The organism is Shewanella violacea DSS12 (assembly GCF_000091325.1).
Classification (GTDB): Bacteria; Pseudomonadota; Gammaproteobacteria; order Enterobacterales; family Shewanellaceae; genus Shewanella; species Shewanella violacea.
On the sequence record NC_014012.1, the window covers coordinates 374,993 to 396,792 of the forward strand.

At 46.5% G+C, this 21,800-nt stretch carries 18 protein-coding genes; 12 read left to right on the plus strand and 6 right to left on the minus strand.

What is annotated here, in order from left to right; genetic code table 11:
* The first annotated feature begins 8 nt into the window (after window positions 1–8).
* The 6 genes from SVI_RS01485 (at window position 9) to SVI_RS01510 (ending at window position 7,248) form a co-directional block, all read left to right on the plus strand.
* Entirely contained in the window at window positions 9–857 is an 849-nt protein-coding gene (locus SVI_RS01485; RefSeq protein WP_013049594.1) for a carbon-nitrogen hydrolase family protein, read from the plus strand.
* A 51-nt stretch (window positions 858–908) separates the two neighbouring features.
* On the plus strand, window positions 909–2,360 hold the full coding sequence (tldD, locus tag SVI_RS01490; protein WP_013049595.1) for a metalloprotease TldD: 1,452 nt from the start codon (window positions 909–911) through the stop codon (window positions 2,358–2,360).
* A 131-nt stretch (window positions 2,361–2,491) separates the two neighbouring features.
* Complete coding sequence (locus SVI_RS01495) at window positions 2,492–3,907, plus strand: TolC family protein (protein WP_041419564.1); 1,416 nt, start codon at window positions 2,492–2,494, stop codon at window positions 3,905–3,907.
* Window positions 3,897–4,868, plus strand: coding sequence for an HlyD family secretion protein (locus SVI_RS01500; RefSeq protein ID WP_041419565.1), 972 nt, complete (start codon window positions 3,897–3,899; stop codon window positions 4,866–4,868). Before SVI_RS01495 ends, SVI_RS01500 begins: the two co-directional genes overlap by 11 nt.
* A gap of 17 nt (window positions 4,869–4,885) precedes the next feature.
* Window positions 4,886–6,085: an ABC transporter permease gene (locus SVI_RS01505; protein ID WP_013049598.1), complete on the plus strand. Its 1,200-nt coding sequence runs from the start codon at window positions 4,886–4,888 to the stop codon at window positions 6,083–6,085.
* Between the two features lie 14 nt (window positions 6,086–6,099).
* Window positions 6,100–7,248, plus strand: coding sequence for an ABC transporter permease (locus SVI_RS01510; protein ID WP_041420168.1), 1,149 nt, complete (start codon window positions 6,100–6,102; stop codon window positions 7,246–7,248).
* Window positions 7,249–7,874: 626 nt separating this feature from the next.
* Here SVI_RS01510 and SVI_RS01515 read toward each other — a convergent pair.
* Window positions 7,875–10,406, minus strand: a complete 2,532-nt coding sequence (locus SVI_RS01515) for an Ig-like domain-containing protein (protein WP_041419566.1) — start codon at window positions 10,404–10,406, stop codon at window positions 7,875–7,877.
* Between the two features lie 88 nt (window positions 10,407–10,494).
* Complete coding sequence (gene yjgA, locus SVI_RS01520; RefSeq protein ID WP_013049601.1) at window positions 10,495–11,034, minus strand: ribosome biogenesis factor YjgA; 540 nt, start codon at window positions 11,032–11,034, stop codon at window positions 10,495–10,497.
* Between the two features lie 140 nt (window positions 11,035–11,174).
* Between yjgA and pmbA the strand changes: the two genes are divergently transcribed.
* From pmbA to SVI_RS01550, 6 genes are all read left to right on the plus strand, one after another.
* Entirely contained in the window at window positions 11,175–12,515 is a 1,341-nt protein-coding gene (pmbA, locus tag SVI_RS01525) for a metalloprotease PmbA (protein WP_013049602.1), read from the plus strand.
* Between the two features lie 527 nt (window positions 12,516–13,042).
* Complete coding sequence (locus SVI_RS01530) at window positions 13,043–13,390, plus strand: metalloregulator ArsR/SmtB family transcription factor (RefSeq protein WP_013049603.1); 348 nt, start codon at window positions 13,043–13,045, stop codon at window positions 13,388–13,390.
* A 25-nt stretch (window positions 13,391–13,415) separates the two neighbouring features.
* A complete protein-coding gene (gene arsB / locus SVI_RS01535; protein WP_013049604.1) occupies window positions 13,416–14,468 on the plus strand; it encodes an ACR3 family arsenite efflux transporter in 1,053 nt (350 codons plus the stop codon).
* Between the two features lie 117 nt (window positions 14,469–14,585).
* On the plus strand, window positions 14,586–15,608 hold the full coding sequence (locus SVI_RS01540; RefSeq protein ID WP_013049605.1) for an ArsJ-associated glyceraldehyde-3-phosphate dehydrogenase: 1,023 nt from the start codon (window positions 14,586–14,588) through the stop codon (window positions 15,606–15,608).
* Between the two features lie 201 nt (window positions 15,609–15,809).
* Complete coding sequence (gene arsJ / locus SVI_RS01545) at window positions 15,810–17,069, plus strand: organoarsenical effux MFS transporter ArsJ (protein WP_013049606.1); 1,260 nt, start codon at window positions 15,810–15,812, stop codon at window positions 17,067–17,069.
* A 374-nt stretch (window positions 17,070–17,443) separates the two neighbouring features.
* Window positions 17,444–18,814: an alanine/glycine:cation symporter family protein gene (locus tag SVI_RS01550; protein WP_013049607.1), complete on the plus strand. Its 1,371-nt coding sequence runs from the start codon at window positions 17,444–17,446 to the stop codon at window positions 18,812–18,814.
* A gap of 107 nt (window positions 18,815–18,921) precedes the next feature.
* On the opposite strand, the gene SVI_RS21670 is transcribed toward SVI_RS01550, so the two are convergent.
* The 4 genes from SVI_RS21670 to SVI_RS01565 form a co-directional block, all read right to left on the minus strand.
* Window positions 18,922–19,095, minus strand: coding sequence for a hypothetical protein (locus SVI_RS21670; protein ID WP_013049608.1), 174 nt, complete (start codon window positions 19,093–19,095; stop codon window positions 18,922–18,924).
* Window positions 19,096–19,496: 401 nt separating this feature from the next.
* Window positions 19,497–20,189, minus strand: a complete 693-nt coding sequence (locus SVI_RS01555) for a TorF family putative porin (protein WP_013049610.1) — start codon at window positions 20,187–20,189, stop codon at window positions 19,497–19,499.
* Between the two features lie 257 nt (window positions 20,190–20,446).
* Window positions 20,447–20,722 carry an HU family DNA-binding protein gene (locus SVI_RS01560; RefSeq protein ID WP_013049611.1) on the minus strand — a complete coding sequence of 92 codons (276 nt, stop codon included), beginning with the start codon at window positions 20,720–20,722 and terminating at the stop codon, window positions 20,447–20,449.
* Between the two features lie 239 nt (window positions 20,723–20,961).
* On the minus strand, window positions 20,962–21,759 hold the full coding sequence (locus tag SVI_RS01565) for a response regulator (protein WP_013049612.1): 798 nt from the start codon (window positions 21,757–21,759) through the stop codon (window positions 20,962–20,964).
* Between the last annotated feature and the right edge of the window lie 41 nt (window positions 21,760–21,800).

The following is a 21,800-nucleotide window of genomic DNA, read 5'->3' on the forward strand; positions in this document are numbered from 1 at the left end:
GCCAGAAGATGCAGATTAATCTACTTCAGTGCCAGAGCAGTCAAGATGTATCCAAGAATCTTGAGTATATCGAGTCGCAGCTTAGTCTACTTCCCAGAGTGGAAGGTGAGGCTCAGCTAGTGGTTCTGCCTGAGTGTTGCCTGCTATTCGGTGGTCATGAAAGCCAGCAACTCGAGTATGCCGGCGATAGCCAGTCGAATCCTTTTAAAACCGCACTTGCGGATCTAGCGCGTCGCTATGATATCTATCTTGTGGCGGGGAGCATTCCTGTCGCCGCCGGAGAGGGACGGGTCTATAACCGTACATATCTGTTTGATAACCAAGGCCAGGTATTGGGTGAATATGATAAAATTCACCTGTTCGATGTCGATGTTTCCGATGGTACTAAGGAGTATCGTGAGAGCGATACCTTCTGCGCCGGAGATAAAATTAGTGTAATCGACACTCCCTTTGGTAAGTTAGGGTTAGCAATATGTTACGATCTGCGTTTCCCAGATCTATTCAGAGCCATGAGATTGGCCGGAGCCGAGCTGATTGCACTCCCAGCAGCTTTCACTAAGGTGACAGGAGAAGCCCATTGGCAAACCTTGATCCAGGCCAGAGCGATAGAGAATCAGTGTTTCATTCTCGCTGCGGCTCAATGGGGACAGCATAATCAGGGAGGCCGAGAAACCTGGGGTCAGAGTATGGTTGTCGACCCATGGGGACGAATTAATGCCCAGAAGATGACAGGTTGTGGTTGGGTCCAGTCGAAGCTGGATAGAGATGAAATGCTAAAGATTAGGCAGCAGATGCCAATAGCCAGTAATAACCGATTTTCTGAGCCAAAGTTACAACACAAAGATGCTAATCCATAAAAATCAGATGTCAGTGTCTTATAAAAATTACGTACAAAGAGAGAGTAATTAATGCCATTTTTAACCCAAGTTGAGCAGAGCCTTTTACAAGGTGGACTTTCACTAGATGACCTGCAGGGTTATCTCAAGCTAATCCATCAGTATGAGGTCGACTTTTCTGATCTCTATTTTCAGGGCAGCCGTCACGAGTCTTGGGTATTAGAAGATGGCATAGTGAAAGAGGGCAGTTTTCATATCGAGAGAGGCGTCGGTGTCCGGGCTATCACAGGTGAGAAAACTGGTTTCGCCTATGCCGATGAGATCACTCCTGCAGCACTCACCGCATCGGCCGAGGCTGCGCGGAGTATCGCAGTCCATGGTGGCAAGAGTACTAAGGTGCAAGCCTGGAAGCGCAGAGAGATGAAGGCCCTGTACCAGAGTGCCGATCCTATTGCGGCGATGGAAGAGATCAAGAAGATTGAACTGCTTAAGCAGGCCGATGCTTATATTCGTAGTCTAGATAGTCGTATCATCCAGGTAGTCATCAGCCTTTCAGGCGTCCACGAAGAGATACTTATTGTGGCGAGCGATGGCACTTTGGCGGCAGATATTCGTCCATTGGTTCGTTTCAACTGTAGCGTGATCTTAGAAGACAATGGTAAACGCGAACACGGTGCTAGTGGTGGCGGTGGACGTCACGATTATCAGGTCTTGATGGAGACTGATGATAAGGGGCTACCAGTTTGTTTTTCTTTCGCTCGAGAAGCGGTAAGACAAGCCTCGGTTAACTTGACCGCCATAGATGCGCCTGCTGGTGAAATGCCGGTGATCTTAGGTCCAGGCTGGCCAGGTGTGTTACTTCATGAAGCGGTTGGTCATGGATTGGAAGGCGATTTTAATCGCAAGGGCAGCAGTGCATTCAGTGGCAAGGTTGGCCAACAGGTCGCCTCTAAGCTAGTGACTGTGGTCGATGACGGCACCATGGTAAACCGACGCGGCTCTTTGAGTATCGATGATGAAGGTGTTCAAACTCAGAAAACCGTATTGATCCAAGATGGGATCTTGAAAGGCTATATGCAGGATAAATTAAATGCGCGCCTCATGGGTGAGCAGTCTACGGGTAACGGCCGTCGCGAATCTTATGCGCACTTGCCTATGCCTAGAATGACCAATACTTATATGGAAGCGGGCGAGTCGGATCCGGCTGAGATGATCAAGTCAGTAAAGAAAGGCATCTACGCGCCTAATTTCGGTGGTGGTCAGGTCGACATTACTTCCGGTAAGTTTGTGTTCTCGGCTTCGGAAGCCTACTTGATTGAAAATGGCGAAGTGACTCAGGCGATTAAGGGAGCCACCCTGATCGGCAACGGGCCAGAAGCCATGTGTCAGATCTCTATGGTGGGTAACGATCTGGCATTAGACCAAGGTGTCGGCGTCTGTGGTAAGGATGGCCAGAGTGTTCCCGTTGGCGTAGGTCAGCCAACACTTAAGATAGATAAAATAACCGTTGGTGGCACCGCTTAAGAAAGGTCTTAGAGTCCAGGTCTCGTGTCTAAGGCCTGGCAACTTTTATTTAACTTCAATGAATGCTAAGATTGACCAAGGAATTAGAGTAAAAGCTCTAGGTTGTGCACGCTAAGGTGCAGGGGAAAGGAATGAAGTTTTCAAAGTTAGTCTTAGTGTCATTTTTGGCATTAGGCTCGTGTACTGTACAGGCGTCGAACCTAGGTTTCGAGCAAGCCTGGAAACAGCTGCTGACCGTTAGCGACAAGTTACAGGCCAGCGCCCAAGAAGTACGGCGCGCTGAGGCCAAGCATGAAGCGGGGAAAGATCTCAACCTTCCTTCTATCAGCCTCAATGGTAGCTACACCAGATTAGAGCAGCCTATCGAGATGGATCTGAGGGATCTTAATCCTTTGGCATCTATGGATCCCGCTTCGCTTCCCCCGGCAATCGGTGGGGCTTTGGCAGCGATCCCTGGCTCAATGTTTATCACTCCATTCACCGAACAAGATATCTTTCGCTCCAGCCTTCAGGCTATGTGGCCCATCTATACCGGTGGTAAAATTAGTGCGGCTCAAGGTATTCATGCGGCTATGGTGGCTGAGAAAGAGCAGCAGCTTCAGCTGACTACACGAGACCTGTTCACTCAATTGGTGGATCGCTATTATGGCGTTGCGGTGAGCCAAGCTATGGCCCGAACCCGAGGTGAGCTAGTTGCCTCTCTTGAGGAGCATGCAGAACATGCTATTAAGCTGGAAGAGCAAGGTCAGATAGCTAAAGTAGAGCGACTTAATGCTCAAGTGGCACTAGAAAATGCCAAAATCAACTTTGCCAGCGCCAAGCGTCAGGCTGAAATGGCAGAAATTGCCCTGTCACGCATGTTACATGAGCGACAGGTGAACCCAAGCTCTCAGCTGTTTATCCTCAATGATGTTCCATCACTCCCCAGATTAAATAAGCTTACCCTGACACAACATCCGGCATTGAAGCTACTCGAGGCAAAAGAGGCACAGGCACAAGGTCTGGTTGATGTGGAAAAAGGTCAATATTTACCGACGGTTTTTCTCTACGGTAACTACACACTATATGAAGATGACAGTCTGTTTTCCAAGATGGAGCCGGATTGGATGTTAGGTGTAGGCGTAAAGATCCCCTTACTGAGCAGAGATGGACGTAGCGGTAAGGTCAAGGCAGCTAAGAGCGCACTGCTGCAGGCTCGTTATACCAAGGCGCAGACTAAGCAAGATCTCAGTCTGCTACTCGATCAAAGTTACCGTCAGCTACTACAGGCTCAAGAGGAGGTAGAGTCTTTAGACTTGTCTCTGAGTCTGGCCACAGAGAATAAACGTCTACGGGATCTGGCCTTTAGTCAGGGATTATCCACTTCCATCGAGAAGGTAGATGCAGAGCTTAAGCTCACTGGAGTTGAAATGCAGCAACTGGGAGCCAAGTACCGTTATGTTCAGGCTTATGCCCGCTTGATGGCGGTGAGTGGTCAACTTGAAGAATTTTTAGGTCGCAGCAGTATCGAGACTAGTGCGATGCAGGAGAGTAAGAATGCAGGCTAATCGTATAATATCAGTTGTGGCCCTAGTGGGTTTAGTTGTGGCATTGGGCTATGGACTTAAACTGGCCTACACCCCGAAAGCCGTATATATGCAGGGGCAGATTGAGGCTAGAGAATACAATATTTCCTCCAAGGTTCCTGGGCGTGTCGAGCAGGTGCTGGTGAGACGTGGTGATAAGGTAGAGGTTGGTGATCTGTTATTTGCCATCGACAGCCCTGAACTTAACGCCAAATTGATGCAGGCGGAAGGTGGCAGAGATGCAGCCCATGCGATGCAACTCGAAGCTAACACCGGCGCTCGTAAGCAGCAGGTTATGGCTTCTCGTGAGCAGTGGTTGAAGGCGAAGGCGGGTGCCACATTCGCCAAGACTACTTACGACCGGATAGAGAACCTATTCGTAGAAGGTGTACTCGCCAGACAAAAGCGTGATGAAGCCTTTACTCAGTATCAGGCAGCTAAATACACAGAGCAGGCAGCCTTGGCCATGTATCAGATGTCTCAGGAGGGGGCGAGGGTAGAGACTAAGGCCGCCGCCGCAGGTAATGCTCGTATGGCCGAAGGTGCCGTTCATGAAGTGAATGCTATCTTGGCCGATAGTCAGATGCGGGCACCTAAGTCCGGCGAGATTAGTGAAGTGTTATTACAACCCGGTGAGCTTGCTCCTAGCGGCTTCCCTGTGGTCAGCCTGATTGATATGCAAGATGCCTGGGCGGTATTTCAAGTCAGAGAAGATCAGCTCAAGCAGTTCTCTAAAGGACAGAAGTTGATGCTGACTCTACCGGCTCTCGAGCGTGAAGTTGAATTTACTGTGTCTCATATTAGTGTGATGGGTGACTTTGCAACCTGGCGTTCGACCGAGAGTGGCCATGATTTCGACATGCGTACCTTCGAGGTGGAACTGCGCCCTAATTCAGAAATTAAAGATTTAAGGGTCGGCATGTCGGCGATCTTAACTCGCTAACCTGAGATTCGATTATCATGAACAGCTTAGTGGCCCTTATTCGTCGAGAGCTCCACGCATTGTGGCATTCGCCATGGCAGCTTGCCCTGATTAGCTATATTCCTATCTTGAGCATACTTTGCTTATGGTGGCTGTTCAGTGCGGGATTGCCAAGGCAGTTACCTGTGGCCGTGGTCGATTCTGACCATAGCCAATTGAGCCGTATGTTAACCCGTAATCTGCAGGCTAATCCTGTGGTTGCACCGCAGAATTTTGTGGACTTAGCCTCGGCTGTGACCGCCATGAGACAGGCCGAAGTGTATGGAATCGTTGTACTCCCCTACGGGCTGCAACGGGATCTTATTACTGGGCATAGCCCGGTCATAGATGTCCGCTATAACAGTCAGTTCTTGTTAGTGGGTAAACTTTTATCCAGTCAGATTCAACTCACATTGGGTTCTGGGCTACTCGAGTTAGCAGGTGTTAAGCAACTGCTTCAAGGTGTGCCTAAGTCTCAGCTAAAGTTACATTTGAGCCCTGTGACCAGTCAGACCACCGCCTTGTTTAATCGCAATAATAACTATGTGGGTTTTCTCGTGCCGCCAGTGCTCGTTGCCCTATGGCAATTACTGGCCATGTTAACCTTCTCCAACAGCTTGAGCCGGGAGTTAAACTCACAAGGAAGCTTCGCTGCCGATAGCGGCATTTGGCCAAGAGTTTGGGCCAAGATTGCGGTGTTTACTCCTATTATGTTATTGCATGGTGGCTTCATTCTAGCATTGCTATATCAGTATTTAGCCCTGCCTGTGGCGGGAAGTTTAGGCTTATTAATCTTGGCGCAACTGGTGATGTTACTGGCGGTGTGGTTGTTGGTATTATTGGTGTTTTTCATCATGCGAGACAGCGCCCGTATGGCAAGTTTTGGTACCGCATTATTCGCGCCTGCATTTGCATTTATGGGGATAACTTTTCCCGTCCATGAGATGCCCTTACTGGCACAGTGGTGGCGCTTAATTATGCCGTCCAGTCACTATGTGGACTCACATGTAGGCATTGTCAGTTATGGTGTAGGTTGGGAGACTATAGCCATACAGCTTACTAGCTATTGGGGCTTCTTATTCATCATTCCTGTGTTATTGCTGTTGTCACGCCGTATTGAAAATGCCGCGAAAACCGAGTCATATGAGCAGGTGTCAGAGCCGCATTTGGCATCTAAAAACTCAGGGGCAGATCTGTGATAAGTAATAGTATGATGAGTTTTCTGCAGCTGGTATTAGCCGAGCTAAAAGCTATCGTGGCCGATAAAGCCATCGCCGTGACCCTGTTTGGTGGCGTGCTGTTTTATTCGGTTTTATACCCACTACCTTATCTGCACCAGGTTCCCACAGAGCAACAGCTGGTGGTGGTGGATCTCGATCACTCCTCATTGAGTCGGCGTCTGATCCGTCATGCAGATGCCAGTGCGAAAATCAGTGTCATAGGTCAGGTGACCAGCATAAGTCAGGCTCAGAAGTGGATCGAATCTGGCCGTGCCCATGGTCTCTTGGTTATTCCCCAAGGTTTCAGGCGAGATCTACTCTTGGGCAAGGGTGTCACCTTAAGCTATGGCGGTGATGCTAGCTATTTCCTTATCTACTCCGCGGTCGCTGAGGGCCTAGTTACGGCAGGAATGGATGCAGGCAAACATGTACAGCTCCTCGGCATGCTCGCGAAAGGGCAAGCGCCTAAGCAGGCGAATCTAAGCCTTAACTCGGTGAAAATTAACAGTGTGCCAGCGTTTAATCCCAGCCTAGGGTATACCTCCTATGTGGTGCCTGGACTCTTCTTATTGATCTTGCATCAAACCTTACTCATAGGCACAGGGATCTTAGGGGCTGGCCAATGGCGGAGAAAGGGCTATTGGCGAGATGTTTCACCCCTGCAGCTCGTCTGCGGTCGCATCTCGGCATTTATGCTGATCTATCTGTTTTTCAGTAGTTTTTACGTTGGATTTTGTTTCTATTGGTATCAGGTCAGTGTACAGGCTAGCCTTAGTCTGGTTGCCCTGTGGATGTTACCGTTTCTCCTATCGACCAGTGCCGCCGGGATTGCCCTAAGCTGCTTATTTGTTCGCCGGGATCTTCCTACTCAGGTTTTATTACTGGTCTCCATGCCTATCATGTTTGTCTCAGGTTTCGTTTGGCCCCTGGCGCTTATCCCAGAACCCCTGATTTGGCTATCTCAGGTCATCCCAGCAGTCCCAGCTATTATGGGTATGCTAGAGCTTAATCAGATGGGTGCGTCTTGGTCTAGTGTGATGCCGAAATGGCTACAACTTTGGGCCTTGTTCGCCCTGTTCTTTATGCTGGCTTGGTATGGCGTCACGAGAAGACTAAAATCAGCAGTTGATGAGACTAGCTAGCTCTTAATCAGATGGTCGAAGCCTACAGGTCTAATGTGATGCCTTGGTATGGTGTAACGAGAAGACTCAAACCAGCAGTTGATGAGACGAGCTAGCTCTTAATCAGATGGTCGAAATTAACTAATTTTTAATCAGATGGTCGAAGCCTACAGGTCTAGTGTGATGCCGAAATGGCTACAGTTATGGGGCCTTGTTCGCAATCTTCTTTATGCTGGCAGTGTATGGTGTCACGAGAAGACTCAAACCAGCAGTTGATGAGACGAGCTAGCTCTTAATCAGATGGTCGAAATTAACTAATTCTTGAATCAGATGGTCGATGCATACAGGTCTAGTGTGATGCCGAAATGGCTACAGCTATGGGGCCTGTTCGCAATCTTCTTTATGCTGGCAGTGTATGGTGTCACGAGAAGACTAAAACCAGCAGCTAATGAGACGAGCTAGTTCTTAATCAGATGGTCGAAGCCTACAGGTCTAGTGTGATGCCGAAATAGCTACAACTTTGGGCCTTGTTCGCAATCTTCTTTACGCTGGTTTGGTAAGGCTAAAAGGCTGGTATAAGTAAAAGCCCATTCAGACTCAGGTCTGAATGGGCTTTATTATTTAACTCGTTTACTTAGCCGCTGGGGCTAAGTTCCGCTTAACTCTATGGTGAGGCTCAGGCTGGATTTGATGTTTTTAGGTGTAGTTACATCGATTCCTATATTGCTTATCTTTGCCTGCTCGCCAGTACTGAGAGGATCTATATCACTAGTGATACTGAAACTTGTCAGGCTACCTCCGCTCTGAGTGGTGTTAAGCACGGTATAGGGATCGAAATCCAGCTGACCTGTGCTGACAGAGATTGTTAGGCTTGTGTCTGCTGGCATTATCTGCCCAGCATCATCGAAGAAGCGTATCTCAAAGTTAGATTGCTCTCCAGCTGGAATAGCTGTCAGATTGAGGTCTGTGCCATCGGTGGAGTCGAATACCTTGAGTCCATCTTGCTCTATGATGAATTCTGCATGAGATCCTGACATGGTTAAGGTTAATGCCTTACGTATATATGTCTTATTAGCCTGACCAGTTCCACATAGGCTGCCTTCACACTGAGGACCATTGAACTTGCCGTCGGCTGCCTGATAACTCGTGCTAGCGCCGGTGTTGAAGAACTTTTCACCGACATCATAGGTAAAGTTCTCATTATCATCGCGAAAAGCATCGGGAAGGTCACTGAAACCGTTAGGCCTGTAAGCTTCACGATCACTGCCACTGCCACTACAGACCAGTGGGGCTCCAGATGAATCTAAACATGCGGTGACCGAACCTCCGTCTGCATCATCGAAGATGTTATTACCGTTAGTATCGAAGAAGGTCTCATGGCCCAGAGCATAGGCCAGCACTGTGATCCTATGGTCGGCTACTTTAGGGCTGGTAGACGTCCACTCGACGCTACAGTTACCATCGACCGTTACGCAGTTAGAAACTATCTGTCCACCTTCGCTGGTGAAGTTGATTGTGGTGTCATCGGGAGCCGGGTTACCGAAGCTATCCGAGGCATAAACTGTAATTGTGGATTTCTCACCACTGAATTGATCGGCTTCTAGGTTGAATGTTGAAGCCGACAGGCTGAAACCAAGCTGTTGAGGTAGGCCTGTATTTACGGTTAATTGCTCCGATTGACTGGTAATTGTTTCACCTGTATCTGCATCGGTTGCCGAGGCGACCACACGTACAGGTGTAGGCACAGTACCGGATTGAACTCGAACGCTGACCATACCTTGCGAATTTGTGATGCTTTGAGCTGTGGGAAGTCCATTGGAGAAGCTTAAGCCGCCAACAAGAGTATCTAGGACAAAACTAACTTCTTGTTGAGCACTAGCTTGTCCATTCGAACCTGTGATCTTAAATGAGACCAGTGAGGACTCGGTGCTGCCAGTACCGCCTGCACCCTTGATTCGAATATTTGTTGGTTCTGCCGAGACGAAGCTTAGACTCGCCAGTGTCTGACGCGCCAGGGTAAAGGGTAGGTTGGCAGTCAGTGTTTGATTGCCAACGAGTGTAGAGGCAATCACCTGATCGTCTCGTTCACTGTTACCGCTGCAGCTGGTGTCCTGGAAGGTAGAGCTAGCACTGCCAGAAAGTGTGGTGACTGGCGTATCTAGGCTGGCATGATTACTGGTGACACAATCAGAACTAAAGCTGATAGAAGAGGGGGTCTGTATTCGGGTAATCGTGCCGTCATCCGCTTGGCTGATCAATGTTGCCGTGATACCGAAGCTACCGCCGGCGCTGATGATGTACTTGTCATCGACAGGAGTAAGAGTCGTCGATAGGCTGCCTTCGATGAACTGATTATTACTGTCAAAATGTCCTAACTTAAGTACGCCTTCACTACCTATAGCATCGACGGATAGGACTTCATACAAGCTATTCGTCTGGTAATTTTGTTCTTGATAGTCCAAGGATGCATTGAGATTTGCCGCCCCTAGATCACTGATACCTGGAGTGTAATTAACCTGAGCTATGCCTTGAGTGTTAGTCAGTGCGGTACTCGGGGTTAAGCTTACGCTGCCCGCGGTAAAGGTGACCAGCTGATTGGCTATGCCTTGACTCGATGGATCTAAGAACTGAGCCTGTAGCTGTACCGTCTCATCAACCTTAAACTGAGTCACTATTGCTGCGCCGTTTACTATGCTGGCACTGATCTTTGGCGTTTCTTCACCAAGAGCAGTACTGGTGCGAATAAATTCGAAGTTCTTGGTTGTCGAAAGGATACTGGTCTCGGTAGCCCCTGTATCGAATTGAGCCGTCAAGATTCCCGCCCCTAAGGCCGCGCCAGGGTTACTGAGTATGACTTGAGCCATACCACTTGAGTCCGTCAATTTAGTAGCGGGAGTCAAGGTGCCTAATGTGGCATTGAAACTGATGAATCCACCACTGCTACTCCTGCCACCTTGAGTCAGCTTAGCCACTGCACATATGCTGGCATTGCTGGAAAAACTCAAGTTGCTGGTTGCTTCGGCGCATTGGCCGTCGACAAAGGTTTTATAACTCAGGGAGAGAGCGAAATCTCCGGTGTTACCACTGTTATCGTCACTGTCATCGGATGGTCCATTACAACCTCCGATAAACAACAAGGCTAGCAGGGGGAATAGCGCAGCAGATTTTATCAGTCGCATCAGCAACATCCTTGTAAAACTAAAGTAGTTGGGAATTAAAATTTATTAAGGCGAATATCTTTATAGATATTTTTACGCCATGTCATTGTTATTCAGTAAGTTCGTTGCGTATATATTTAACTAACTCTATGGAAGACTTAGATGCCTCATCGGGCTTTTTCGTTAGTTCTTTTTTAGACTGACGTGTAAGCTGGCGCAGCTTCTGTCTTTCCAAATCTGGATATTTTTCGATGAGGGCCTGTACGGCACTGTCACCTTCGCTCAGGAGCTGGTCTTTTAATTTTTCAGCGACATTTTGCTTAGCACTTTCGTTGCTGTTCTGATTCAACATGTTTTTCATCTTGAGTTGCAGCTCTTCGATATCGACAAAACGCATTAATTTGCCAATAAACTGCAGCTGACGGCGGTAAGCCTCAGTATTAATTTTTATGATCTTAGTTTTTAATATGTTGTCATATAGCAGCTCATCAAGTTCTAATCTCTCGATCTGGCTTTTGCTTAGCACAACAAGCTTCTTGCCAAGCTCTTGATATATTGCAATTTCACGTTTGGTATCTGCTCTACTGACATAATCTTCATCATGGTCGAAGGGTTGTTTAAAATGTTCTGAATCACCGACTACTTTCATATATAAAAATCTCTTTGTTAAACTGAGGTAATAATAACATTCCACAAGAAAATCACCTATCGGCGAGGCAAGTTATTTAATGTACTTGGGTATTGGGTTTGTTATGCTATTAAGATCCCCGATAACAAAAGAGCAGATTTGTGACGACACCTAGCATTGACACCGAATTAGATTCATTAAAAGACGCTGTATCTATGGCACTCGAGTATGCCAAGCAACTTGGTACATCGGGTGCGGAAGTTGCTATCAGTAAACAACAAGGCTTATCCGTATCGACTCGAATGAAAGAAGTTGAAACGGTTGAGTTTAATAAAGATGGCGCGTTAGGCATCACATTATTTCGCGACGGTTGCAAAGGCAGTTCATCAACCTCAGATTTGAGCCCTGAAGCCATAAGAGAAGCAGTCAAGGCTGCCGATGGTATTGCAAGGTTTACCTCATCGGATCCATACAATGGTCTAGCCGAAGCCGAACTCATGGCAAAAGATTTTCCCGATCTAGGCTTGTATCATCCTCAGGAAGTGACTCCAGCTGAGCTGATAGAGTTAGCAGTGCGCTCCGAAGAAGCCGCACTGGATGTCGATAGCCGGATTTCTAATTCCGATGGTGCCAGCGCTAACGCTCATACAGGTATCAAGGTCTATGGTAACAGTCACGGATTTTTAAATGGCTACTGCAGCTCTCGTTATAGCCTAAGTTGCGTGGTTATCGGTGAGACCGATGGCAATATGCAACGTGATTATGATTACACAATCTCTAGAAAATTTAATGACCTGCTTTCACCTGAAGAGGTAGGACGCAAGGCATCAGAGAATACCTTAGGCCGTCTTGGCGGGCGTAAAATCGCGACCACTGAGCTACCGGTTTTGTTAGCTCCAGAAATTGCCACCGGTCTTATGGGGCATTTAGTGGGCGCCATCAGCGGCAGTAGCTTATATCGCAAATCGAGTTTCCTACTCGACTCTATCGATACCAAGATATTTCCTGATTGGTTTAGCATCGAAGAGCAGCCACATATGGTAGGCGGCTTAGCGAGTGCTAACTATGACAGCGAAGGTGTTGCGACTCAAGAACGCTCAATTATTCAAGATGGCGTGCTCTGCACCTATCTGCTAACCAGTTATTCGGCCCGTAAACTGGGCATGAAGAATACCGGGCATGCGGGTGGTATATACAACTGGACACTCGCTCACACAGGGCAAACATTCGATGAGTTAGTGAAAGAGATGGGCACTGGGCTTATCGTGACTGAAGTAATGGGTCAAGGTGTTAACGGCGTGACTGGAGACTATTCTCGCGGTGCTGCAGGTTTCTATGTCGAAAACGGTGTGATTCTCTATCCGGTGGAAGAGATCACCATAGCGGGCAACCTTAAAGATATGTATCAGAATATCGTAGCGGTCAGCAAAGATCGCGATCTTAGATCTTCGATCCGTACCGGTGGCATCTTACTTAGCAGTATGAAGATCGCTGGGAATTAGATTTTTGAACGTTCCTGGTTTCTAGAATCTAGAATCTAAAATCTAGAAATCAGGGTTTTCCGAATGCTCGAATGCTCTAGCTAGCGCTAAGAAAGCCATAAAGTAGAAGTGCTAGTAAACATATGTCATTCCGCCATGGCTTTGGCCGGAATCTAGCTTCATTGCATAAAAGACTCTTAGCGTTAAGCATGAGTCGCCATACAGCCTTATGGCTTCTCTACCGCTTATCCCTTGGCTTAAACACTCGCTGTCCAGAGCTAAGACTCATCAAGAAGACATCATCATAGGTGCCTAATCGCTCCCGCGACACCATGAACTACTTAGATCCCAAGGATAACCGACGCACTTCTTATTCCAAAATGCCCAGAACCTTTATTTTTTAGAATAACTTGCCTGTTGAATATATGGGTAAACACATATATGATTTGTCATATATTCGTTTTGGCATATATTTATATTTTAACTGAGTGTCCCAAGCGCTATAAAGCTGACGCTATATGTCGAAAACAAGCTTGTAGGGAGTAAAAATGACCACTTTAGATTTTTTCAAACTCTTATCCGATGAGACCAGACTAATCAGTTTGTTGCTGATCATTGAAGAGAAGGAGTTGTGTGTCTGTGAGTTAATGCAGGCGCTAGATGAGAGTCAGCCTAAGGTCTCAAGACACTTGGCGCAAATGAGAAAGGCGGGCTTACTTCTAGATAAGCGCCAGGGACAGTGGGTGTTTTATAGAGTAAATCCTGAGTTACCAGATTGGATCCATAAGACGCTTGCAGAGGTAAGTGCAAATAATAAGGCACTTATTTCAAGTAATATCACTAGTTTACATCAAATGGGCGAACGTCCTGAGCGTGTACGTGCTTGTTGTAATTAAGCAGGTATAAATAGAGGAGATAAAGATGGGAATATTTGAACGTTATCTCAGTGTCTGGGTAGGCCTGGCAATCTTGGCCGGCTTAGTTCTGGGTAATCTAATGCCGGATGTGTTTACCTTGGTGGCTTCACTAGAGTATGCCCATGTCAATTTAGTGATAGCAGTGCTTATCTGGGTGATGATCTACCCCATGATGGTGCAGATAGACTTTTCATCGATTAAAGATGTTAAAAAGAGCCCACAAGGTTTGATTCTTACAGTCGTCATAAACTGGTTGGTTAAGCCTTTTACCATGGCACTCTTGGCTTGGTTATTTTTCAAGGTGTTGTTTGTTGATTGGGTCGATCCTCAAAGCGCGACCGAATATATCGCCGGCATGATTTTACTCGGCGTGGCTCCGTGTACGGCCATGGTGTTTGTTTGGAGTCAGCTCACCAAGGGCGATCCAAACTATACCTTAGTTCAGGTATCGGTAAACGACCTCATCATGGTGGTGGCTTTCGCCCCTATCTGTGCATTACTTCTGGGTGTGAATGATATCCAGGTACCTTGGGAAACCTTAATCTCTTCGGTATTCCTCTATGTGGTTTTACCTCTGGTTGCCGGTGCGCTAACCCGTAAAAAGCTAGAAGCAGATGGTGACAGCGAATCTTTAAATCGATTTGTTGGCAAGCTTAAGCCTTGGTCTATGCTTGGCCTACTCGGCACTGTAGTGTTGTTATTTGGCTTCCAGGCACAGACGATTATGGATGAACCGATGAACATCTTATTCATCGCCATTCCTCTGATGATCCAGACCTATGGCATCTTCTTCATTACTTACTATATCGCCAAGAAGATGAAACTGTCCCATAAGATAGCGGCTCCGGCCTGCATGATAGCGACCTCTAACTTTTTTGAGCTGGCCGTAGCCGTGGCTATCTCGCTATTTGGCCTGCACTCGGGGGCGGCGCTGGCCACTGTGGTTGGTGTCTTGGTCGAAGTCCCTGTGATGCTGACTCTGGTTGCTTTCGTTAATAGTCGACGAAGTAAATTTGAAGCCGATACTGGTACAGGCACTCAAGCAGTAGAAACATAATTATCCACAACAGGCTCTAGGATGTAGAACCTAGGTCCTAGAAGCTAGATTTGGGATGTAGAAATAGGCTAGTTAGTAATAGCTGAATCGTAATAGACGTAATCAAGGAGCTGAATCATGAGTATTAAAATAGGTATCAATGGATTTGGCCGCATGGGCCGCCTGGCATTAAGAGCCGCCTGGGATTGGGATGATGTCGAGTTTGTACATATTAACGATCCCGCCGGAGATGCTCATACTTTGGCTCACTTGTTAACGTTTGATTCGGTCCATGGACGCTGGCAACATGAAGCGACAGCAGATGGATCTGGTGATAGAAATTATATTGTGATTGGTGATAAGCGCATTCCGACAACAGGTAATAGTGCCATTGCAGATACCGATTGGTCAGCTTGTGATCTGGTCATAGAGGCTTCGGGTGTGATGAAGTCTAAGGCTAAGCTGCAAGCCTATTTAGACCAAGGGGTGAAGCGTGTAGTTGTGACAGCGCCGGTGAAAGAGGAGGGCGTTCTCAATGTAGTGATGGGAGTCAATCAAGATCTATATGATAAAGAGATTCATCGAATAGTCACAGCAGCATCCTGTACCACCAACTGTTTAGCGCCTGTGGTGAAAGTCATACACGAGAACATAGGTATCAAGCATGGTTCCATGACCACGATACACGATATTACTAATACCCAGACCATACTCGATGCGCCCCATAAAGATCTGCGCCGCGCCCGAGCCTGTGGCTTAAGCCTTATTCCGACCACAACAGGTTCTGCTACAGCTATTACCCATATATTCCCCGAGCTTAAAGGCAAGCTTAACGGCCATGCTGTGCGGGTTCCCTTGGCCAATGCTTCGCTGACCGACTGTGTATTCGAGCTTGAGCGCAGCACTACAGAAGATGAGATCAACGCCCTACTCAAGGAGGCTGCGGCGGGAGAGCTTAAAGATATTTTAGGCTTCGAAGAACGTCCTCTGGTTTCCGTAGATTATAAGACAGATCCACGTTCCTGCATCATAGATGCGCCATCGACCATGGTTGTTAACGGCACTCAGGTGAAGCTCTATGTCTGGTATGACAATGAGTGGGGATATGCCAATAGAACAGCAGAGCTAGCGCGTTTAGTTGGAAGTATGGATAAGGGCTAATTTGACAATGAGTGGTCTGGTATTAGGACTAACGGCACAGCTGAACTAGCGCGAATGCTTGGTCTTCAAGATAAAGGTTAAAAAGCTACGAGTTACGAGATAAGGCTAAGAAAGTAGCAAGAATAGACTCGTTTTTTGCAACTTGTATGGTTTAATTTTCTGCTCGAAACTCGAAACTCGAAACTCGAAACTAGGGAACTTATGTTATCCAGTATTAAAGGCCTGCCTGAGCAGGTTAAACAATATCTGCTCATCACAGGTAACTATTGGGCATTTACCTTGACCGATGGTGCCCTGCGCATGCTGGTGGTACTGCATTTTCATCAACTAGGTTATAGCCCACTGGCCATCGCCATGCTATTTCTCTTCTACGAGATTTTCGGAGTGATTACTAACTTAGTTGGTGGTTACTTAGGAGCGCGTATCGGGCTTAATAAGATCATGAATATTGGTCTGGGTTTGCAGGTCGCGGCACTTGCCATGCTGCTGGTGCCAAGCTCCATGCTCACCTTAGTCTGGGTTATGATCGCGCAAGGTATCTCCGGCATCGCTAAAGATCTCAATAAGATGAGTGCTAAGAGCTCAATCAAGATGCTGCTGGTGAGTGAGAAGGCAGGCGGTCAGGACGAGGCTAGAGCTGCTGATGATGCCTATGCTAAGCAGCAAAAACTCTATGGTTGGATTGCCAAACTTACCGGTTCTAAAAACGCCCTCAAGGGAGCGGGATTCTTTCTCGGTGGAGCCCTGCTGAGCCTGTTTGGCTTCACGCTTGCCATCGCCATCATGGCAATAGCGCTAACCTTAGTCTGGGTCTTGAGTTTGTGTACTCTTAAGCGAGACTTAGGCAAAGCCAAGAACAAACCAAAATTTAGTCAGATATTTTCTAAGAGCCGCAGCATCAACATCTTATCGGCGGCGCGCATGTTCCTGTTTGCTGCCCGGGACGTCTGGTTTGTGGTGGCACTGCCACTCTATCTCGGCAGCCAATTTGGCTGGGATCACTATTACGTGGGAGGATTCCTGGCCCTATGGGTGATAGCTTATGGCTTGGTGCAGACTCAAGCTCCTAGATTTACCTCAAAATCTGATGGCTCAGCGCCAGGAGGAAGGCAAGCCCTGCTCTGGGTGTGTGCACTCACTGCTATTCCAGGGCTGATAGCGTTAGCCTTGAGCCTTAATATCAGCCCCCAGCTGAGCTTATTAGCCGGCTTGATGCTCTTCGGTGCAGTATTTGCGGTTAACTCTTCACTACATAGTTTTTTGATCGTCAACTATGCCAGTGACGACTGTGTCTCTTTGGATGTGGGCTTTTACTACATGGCCAACGCCATGGGACGCTTAATGGGCACTGTGCTTTCCGGCTATGTGTATCAGGTAGCAGGATTAGAAGCTTGTTTGTGGATCTCATCAGCTATGTTGGGAATGACGGCAGTTATAAGCATTTATCTACCAAAAGATTAGCGCCTTGGAATGAAGGTTGGGCTACATTTTTATTTAGCTTTCGGCTGGGTGGGTATTTGATAGCTTGTTGAAGATCGGGCTTTCATTAAGCCCATCAATACACTATCCAGCCCAACGAACCCAAAAAGATATTTGAATCAAACTTGTTATCTGACATGTTCCTCGTCCTCAATATTAGAGATAAGATTAATTTTCTCAGCCAAATTAGAATAGTTACCCTATTTTGAAGTGTAAAACTATTCACCATTAGTTTCCCTATCCACCCTTTCCAAACCTCGACTATTCGTTGTACTCTGGGGCGCAATAAAACATATTAGCCATAGATCTAAGCGTAAAAAATATAAAAATAATCAGCAAGAATTGAAGAGGTTTGAATGGAAGGAATAACTGAATTTGTCAGTATGATCAATGGCTTTGTATGGGGTGTCCCCATGCTAGTCATGATCTTAGGTGTTGGTCTGTTTCTCTCCGTGGGTTTGAAACTGATGCCAATTTTAAAATTGGGTACAGGCTTTAAACTGCTCTGGTCTGGTCGGATACCAGATAAAGATAAGTCGATGAAAGGGGAGATAAGCCCTTTCAATGCGTTAATGACTTCGCTTTCAGCCACTATAGGTACGGGTAATATTGCCGGTGTCGCTACCGCTATCTTTATTGGTGGTCCGGGCGCGCTATTCTGGATGTGGTGTACCGCGCTGGTGGGCATGGCGACTAAGTTTGCCGAGGCAGTACTGGCGGTAAAATATCGTGAAATAGATGCCAACGGCAACCACATTGGTGGCCCTATGTACTACATCAAGAATGGACTCAGTAGCAAGTGGGCCTGGCTAGGTACCGCATTTGCTCTGTTCGGTTCTTTTGCCGGTTTCGGTATCGGTAATACGGTACAGTCAAACTCGGTGGCCGATGCGCTAAGCAGTAACTTCGGTGTGCCGACTTGGATAACTGGCCTGGTATTGATGGTGTTAGTCGGTGCTGTACTGATGGGCGGGATTAAGCGTATCGCCGATGTGGCGGGTAAGCTAGTGCCCCTTATGACATTGTTCTATATTGCCGCGGGTCTTGCGGTATTAGCCGTTAATGCTGCCGAGATCCCGGATGCCATAGCCTTAATTATTCACAGTGCATTTAACCCTGTAGCGGCTCAAGGTGGTTTCGCCGGTGCAGCCGTATGGGCAGCGATTCGTTTCGGTGTGGCTCGAGGCATCTTCTCCAATGAGGCAGGCTTAGGTAGTGCACCTATCGCTCACGCTTCAGCTCAGACTAATAACCCAGTCGCTCAGGGTCTGGTTGCCATGTTGGGTACCTTTATCGATACCTTAATCGTCTGTTCTATCACAGGATTGGCAATCATAGTATCGGGTGCTTGGACATCGGGTGAGAATGGCGCGGCAATGACGTCCTTGGCATTCTCAACTGCGCTGCCTATGGGTAACTATATTGTGGCAATAGCCCTGTCTGTGTTCGCCTTCACCACTATCTTAGGTTGGAGTGTGTATAGCGAGAAGTGTGTCCAGTATCTATTTGGCGTGAAGGCGGTGAAGCCTTTTCGAGTTCTATGGATTCTGGTAGTGCCATTAGGTGCAGTTAGTTCACTGGATTTCATCTGGTTGCTGGCCGATACGCTCAATGCCATGATGGCGATTCCAAACCTTATCGCTCTGGCGCTACTCAGTCCGGTAGTGTTTAAATTGACTCGGGAATACTTTATTAACAAGCGCGAAGAAGAGGCTGCTAAAGTTTAATCTAAGCCATTACCGAGCAGAATATTTTTCAACTGGATAAATAATAGAAACTAAAAAGCGCCGAGAGGCGCTTTTTTATTGATCATTCAGTGAGATGTTATTTACCTTTAGTAAAAGTCGCCACTCATGGCGCGTTGAAGTTCTGCTTGGGCAAGCAGTTCTTCTAAACGTTTTTTAATTTCTCGTCTGTGTTGCAGTTCATCTGCCGCTTGAGGATTTTTGGGTGCGATAAACGCTTCCATCTCTACATCGTTGGGCACAAGTTCAATAATCTGAGCCATAACTAACTCCTATGATTGTTACCATTCCTATGGCCAGTGAATATCTGTACCAGAGAAAAATGAGACACACAAGGTGTCAGTATTTTGTGTAAAAAGCGCTTCAACTCAGGATGTTAATTCTGCTGAACTAGAAATATCCGACTTCACATTAGTAAGCGCTGATAAGCAAGATATCAGGCTATTAACAGGCAAAGTGAGATCTGCGTAACATTATTTACAGATGATAAAAATTAATGCTTTGGGGAGTTTTTCTTAGGCGGATGATTATTAAATTTCATTATAACCATGTAGTTACTATTTTTTTAAAGCTAGGTTATCGCCGAGGAAGCGATAACCTAGTGGGTTTTGGATCACAGTTTTAGCAAACTCTAACTTAAGTTAGCATCAGGCGTGAGATTTTGTTAAAGCTCGAAGCTGTAGCTGTAACCTAAGGTGATTTTGGGATCGTCGTCATTAAGGTCGGTATCGCTCAAGCTGAAAGAGATAGAGCCAAAATCTGTGTCTTTATTGAGTGAGACCGAGTAATCGGCATAATTGCTGGTGCCGAACCAAGAGGTGACAATATCACCGCTGGAGTAGCCATAGTGTGCCGATATGGATAGGGTCTCAGATAGGGGATAGCTGACTCCGGCATCTATATAGCTCATATCTGTGTTGTCCAGGGACTCGCTGGCCACATCGCTGCCAGCATTAACAAGATATGAGTAACTAAGGCTGAACCATTTCCAGCTAATTGCGCCGGTGAGTTCACCAAAATCGACATTGGAGTCACTGTCTGGATAGGCGTAATAGAGATAACTGACATCATAGCCAAAGTCTTCACCTAATGACCCTGCATAGCCGGCATAAAAATCGAGTTCGTAGCTAGTGTCGTCACCGAAATCGACATTCGATGCCCAGGTGCCAAGATAGAAGCCGCTATCATGCTGGTAATCTAGCCCTCCCTGGACAGCCACAGCATCTTGGGTCTGAGTCACCCCTCGCCATAGGTAGTTTGAGGTCGCCCCTATATTTCCTGAAACGTCAGCGCTTACTGAGAAGCTGAGCAGGATGGCTGAAGCTAAGATAGATACAGATACTATTGCTTGTTTCATGTTCATTTCCTTTGATGGTTAGCATGCTTATCCCTGCAGTTGAATTGGTATATATTTATTAAGCAGTGGATGAGAATAAAGGAAGCGATTATTATGCCAATAGTTAACTTGTTGAATTAAAGTGTTATTTTATAGGTGTTCTAGATGAATGAAGCTGACTTGGATTATTTTAGAGCTGAAGTGCACTTTAATTGTGCAGGGGGAAATTCAGGCATAAAAAAACCTCCATTTAGGAGGTTTCTTTACACTGGGAGAGGTTACTGATTAACGCTATCTTTCAGTGTCTTGCCTGCTTTGAATTTAGGTACAGTAGCAGCTGGAATTTGGATCTCTTGGCCCGTCTGTGGGTTACGACCAGTACGTGCAGCTCGATTAGTAGTTTCAAAAGAACCAAAGCCAACGATAGAGATCTTATCACCGCTCTTCAGCGTTTCTGTAATAGTCTCTTCAAAAGATTTTAGTGCGCGTGCAGCTTCTGCTTTAGTCAGGTCCGCATTTTCAGCTATTTTTGCAACAAGTTCAGTCTTATTCATTTGAATCGTCTCTTCTTTTTATATTTAATTAAGCTAACCACATTAGGTACTTAGTAATTGCTTTAGGTAACATGCCACAAGATTAGCCATTTTTAAAGGGCTTTAGGGTCCTGAAATGGCGTTTTAGATCAATTTTTGAGTAAATAATAGTCAATAAGTGCTTATGAGGCGAATCATTGAGTATTTACCCTATGCTGGATTCGTTATTCGGTTTATTTTTTGCTGATAATCCTGAGCTTTTATCCATCGAGCAGTTGATAAAGAAGCTGCTTAACCAATTGTGGTTCGAAGGGTTTATCACACAAGGCATTAACCCCAGCATGAGACACGTTACTCAGATGTGCTTCGTTGGCTTCCGATGACACCATTAAAATAGGCACATGTGATTGTTGGCTATCATTGCGTATAAATTGAGTAAGGGCGAGTCCGTCGACGCTTGGCATATTGTAATCTGTGATCACCAGATCAAACATGTTCGACTTCATTAGTTCAATGGCCTGGGCACCATCACTGGCTTCGGTGATCAATCTAAGGCCTAAATTGCTTATGGTGCGCTTAATGATATTTCTGGCCATCATGCTGTCGTCCACAAGCAGTACTCTTAGGTTGTGGACATCGAAATGATTGAGATCGAGTTCGTCATTACTGAGCAGATCTATGGTGGCGTTAAGGGCTTTACCTAAGTGCACAGAAGAGAAAGGCTTTGGCAATATCGATACCACACCAGATTGGCGATAAACCTCTAGATGTTCACGACGACATTCGCTGGAGACCAACAAAAACTGTATATCTTGGTATTTGTCATTGCTTTTTAAATGCTTGAGTAGATTTAATGCAGTCCCATCTTCAAAGTGCATGGCACAGGCAACAAGATCCGGTTGATGTCTGTCTATGATGGTGAGGGCTTCATCTAAGCTCTTGGCATTTTGAATATTAATAATGCCTTCTTCGCTCAAGCGGTTACTGATAATTTTTCTTTGAGTATCAGAGGGTTCTACTAGAAGTATTGAAAGTTCACTCGGTAGTAGCATGCTCATTGTCACGACCCTCTCGGCTTGTTGTTATTATGTAGCGGCCA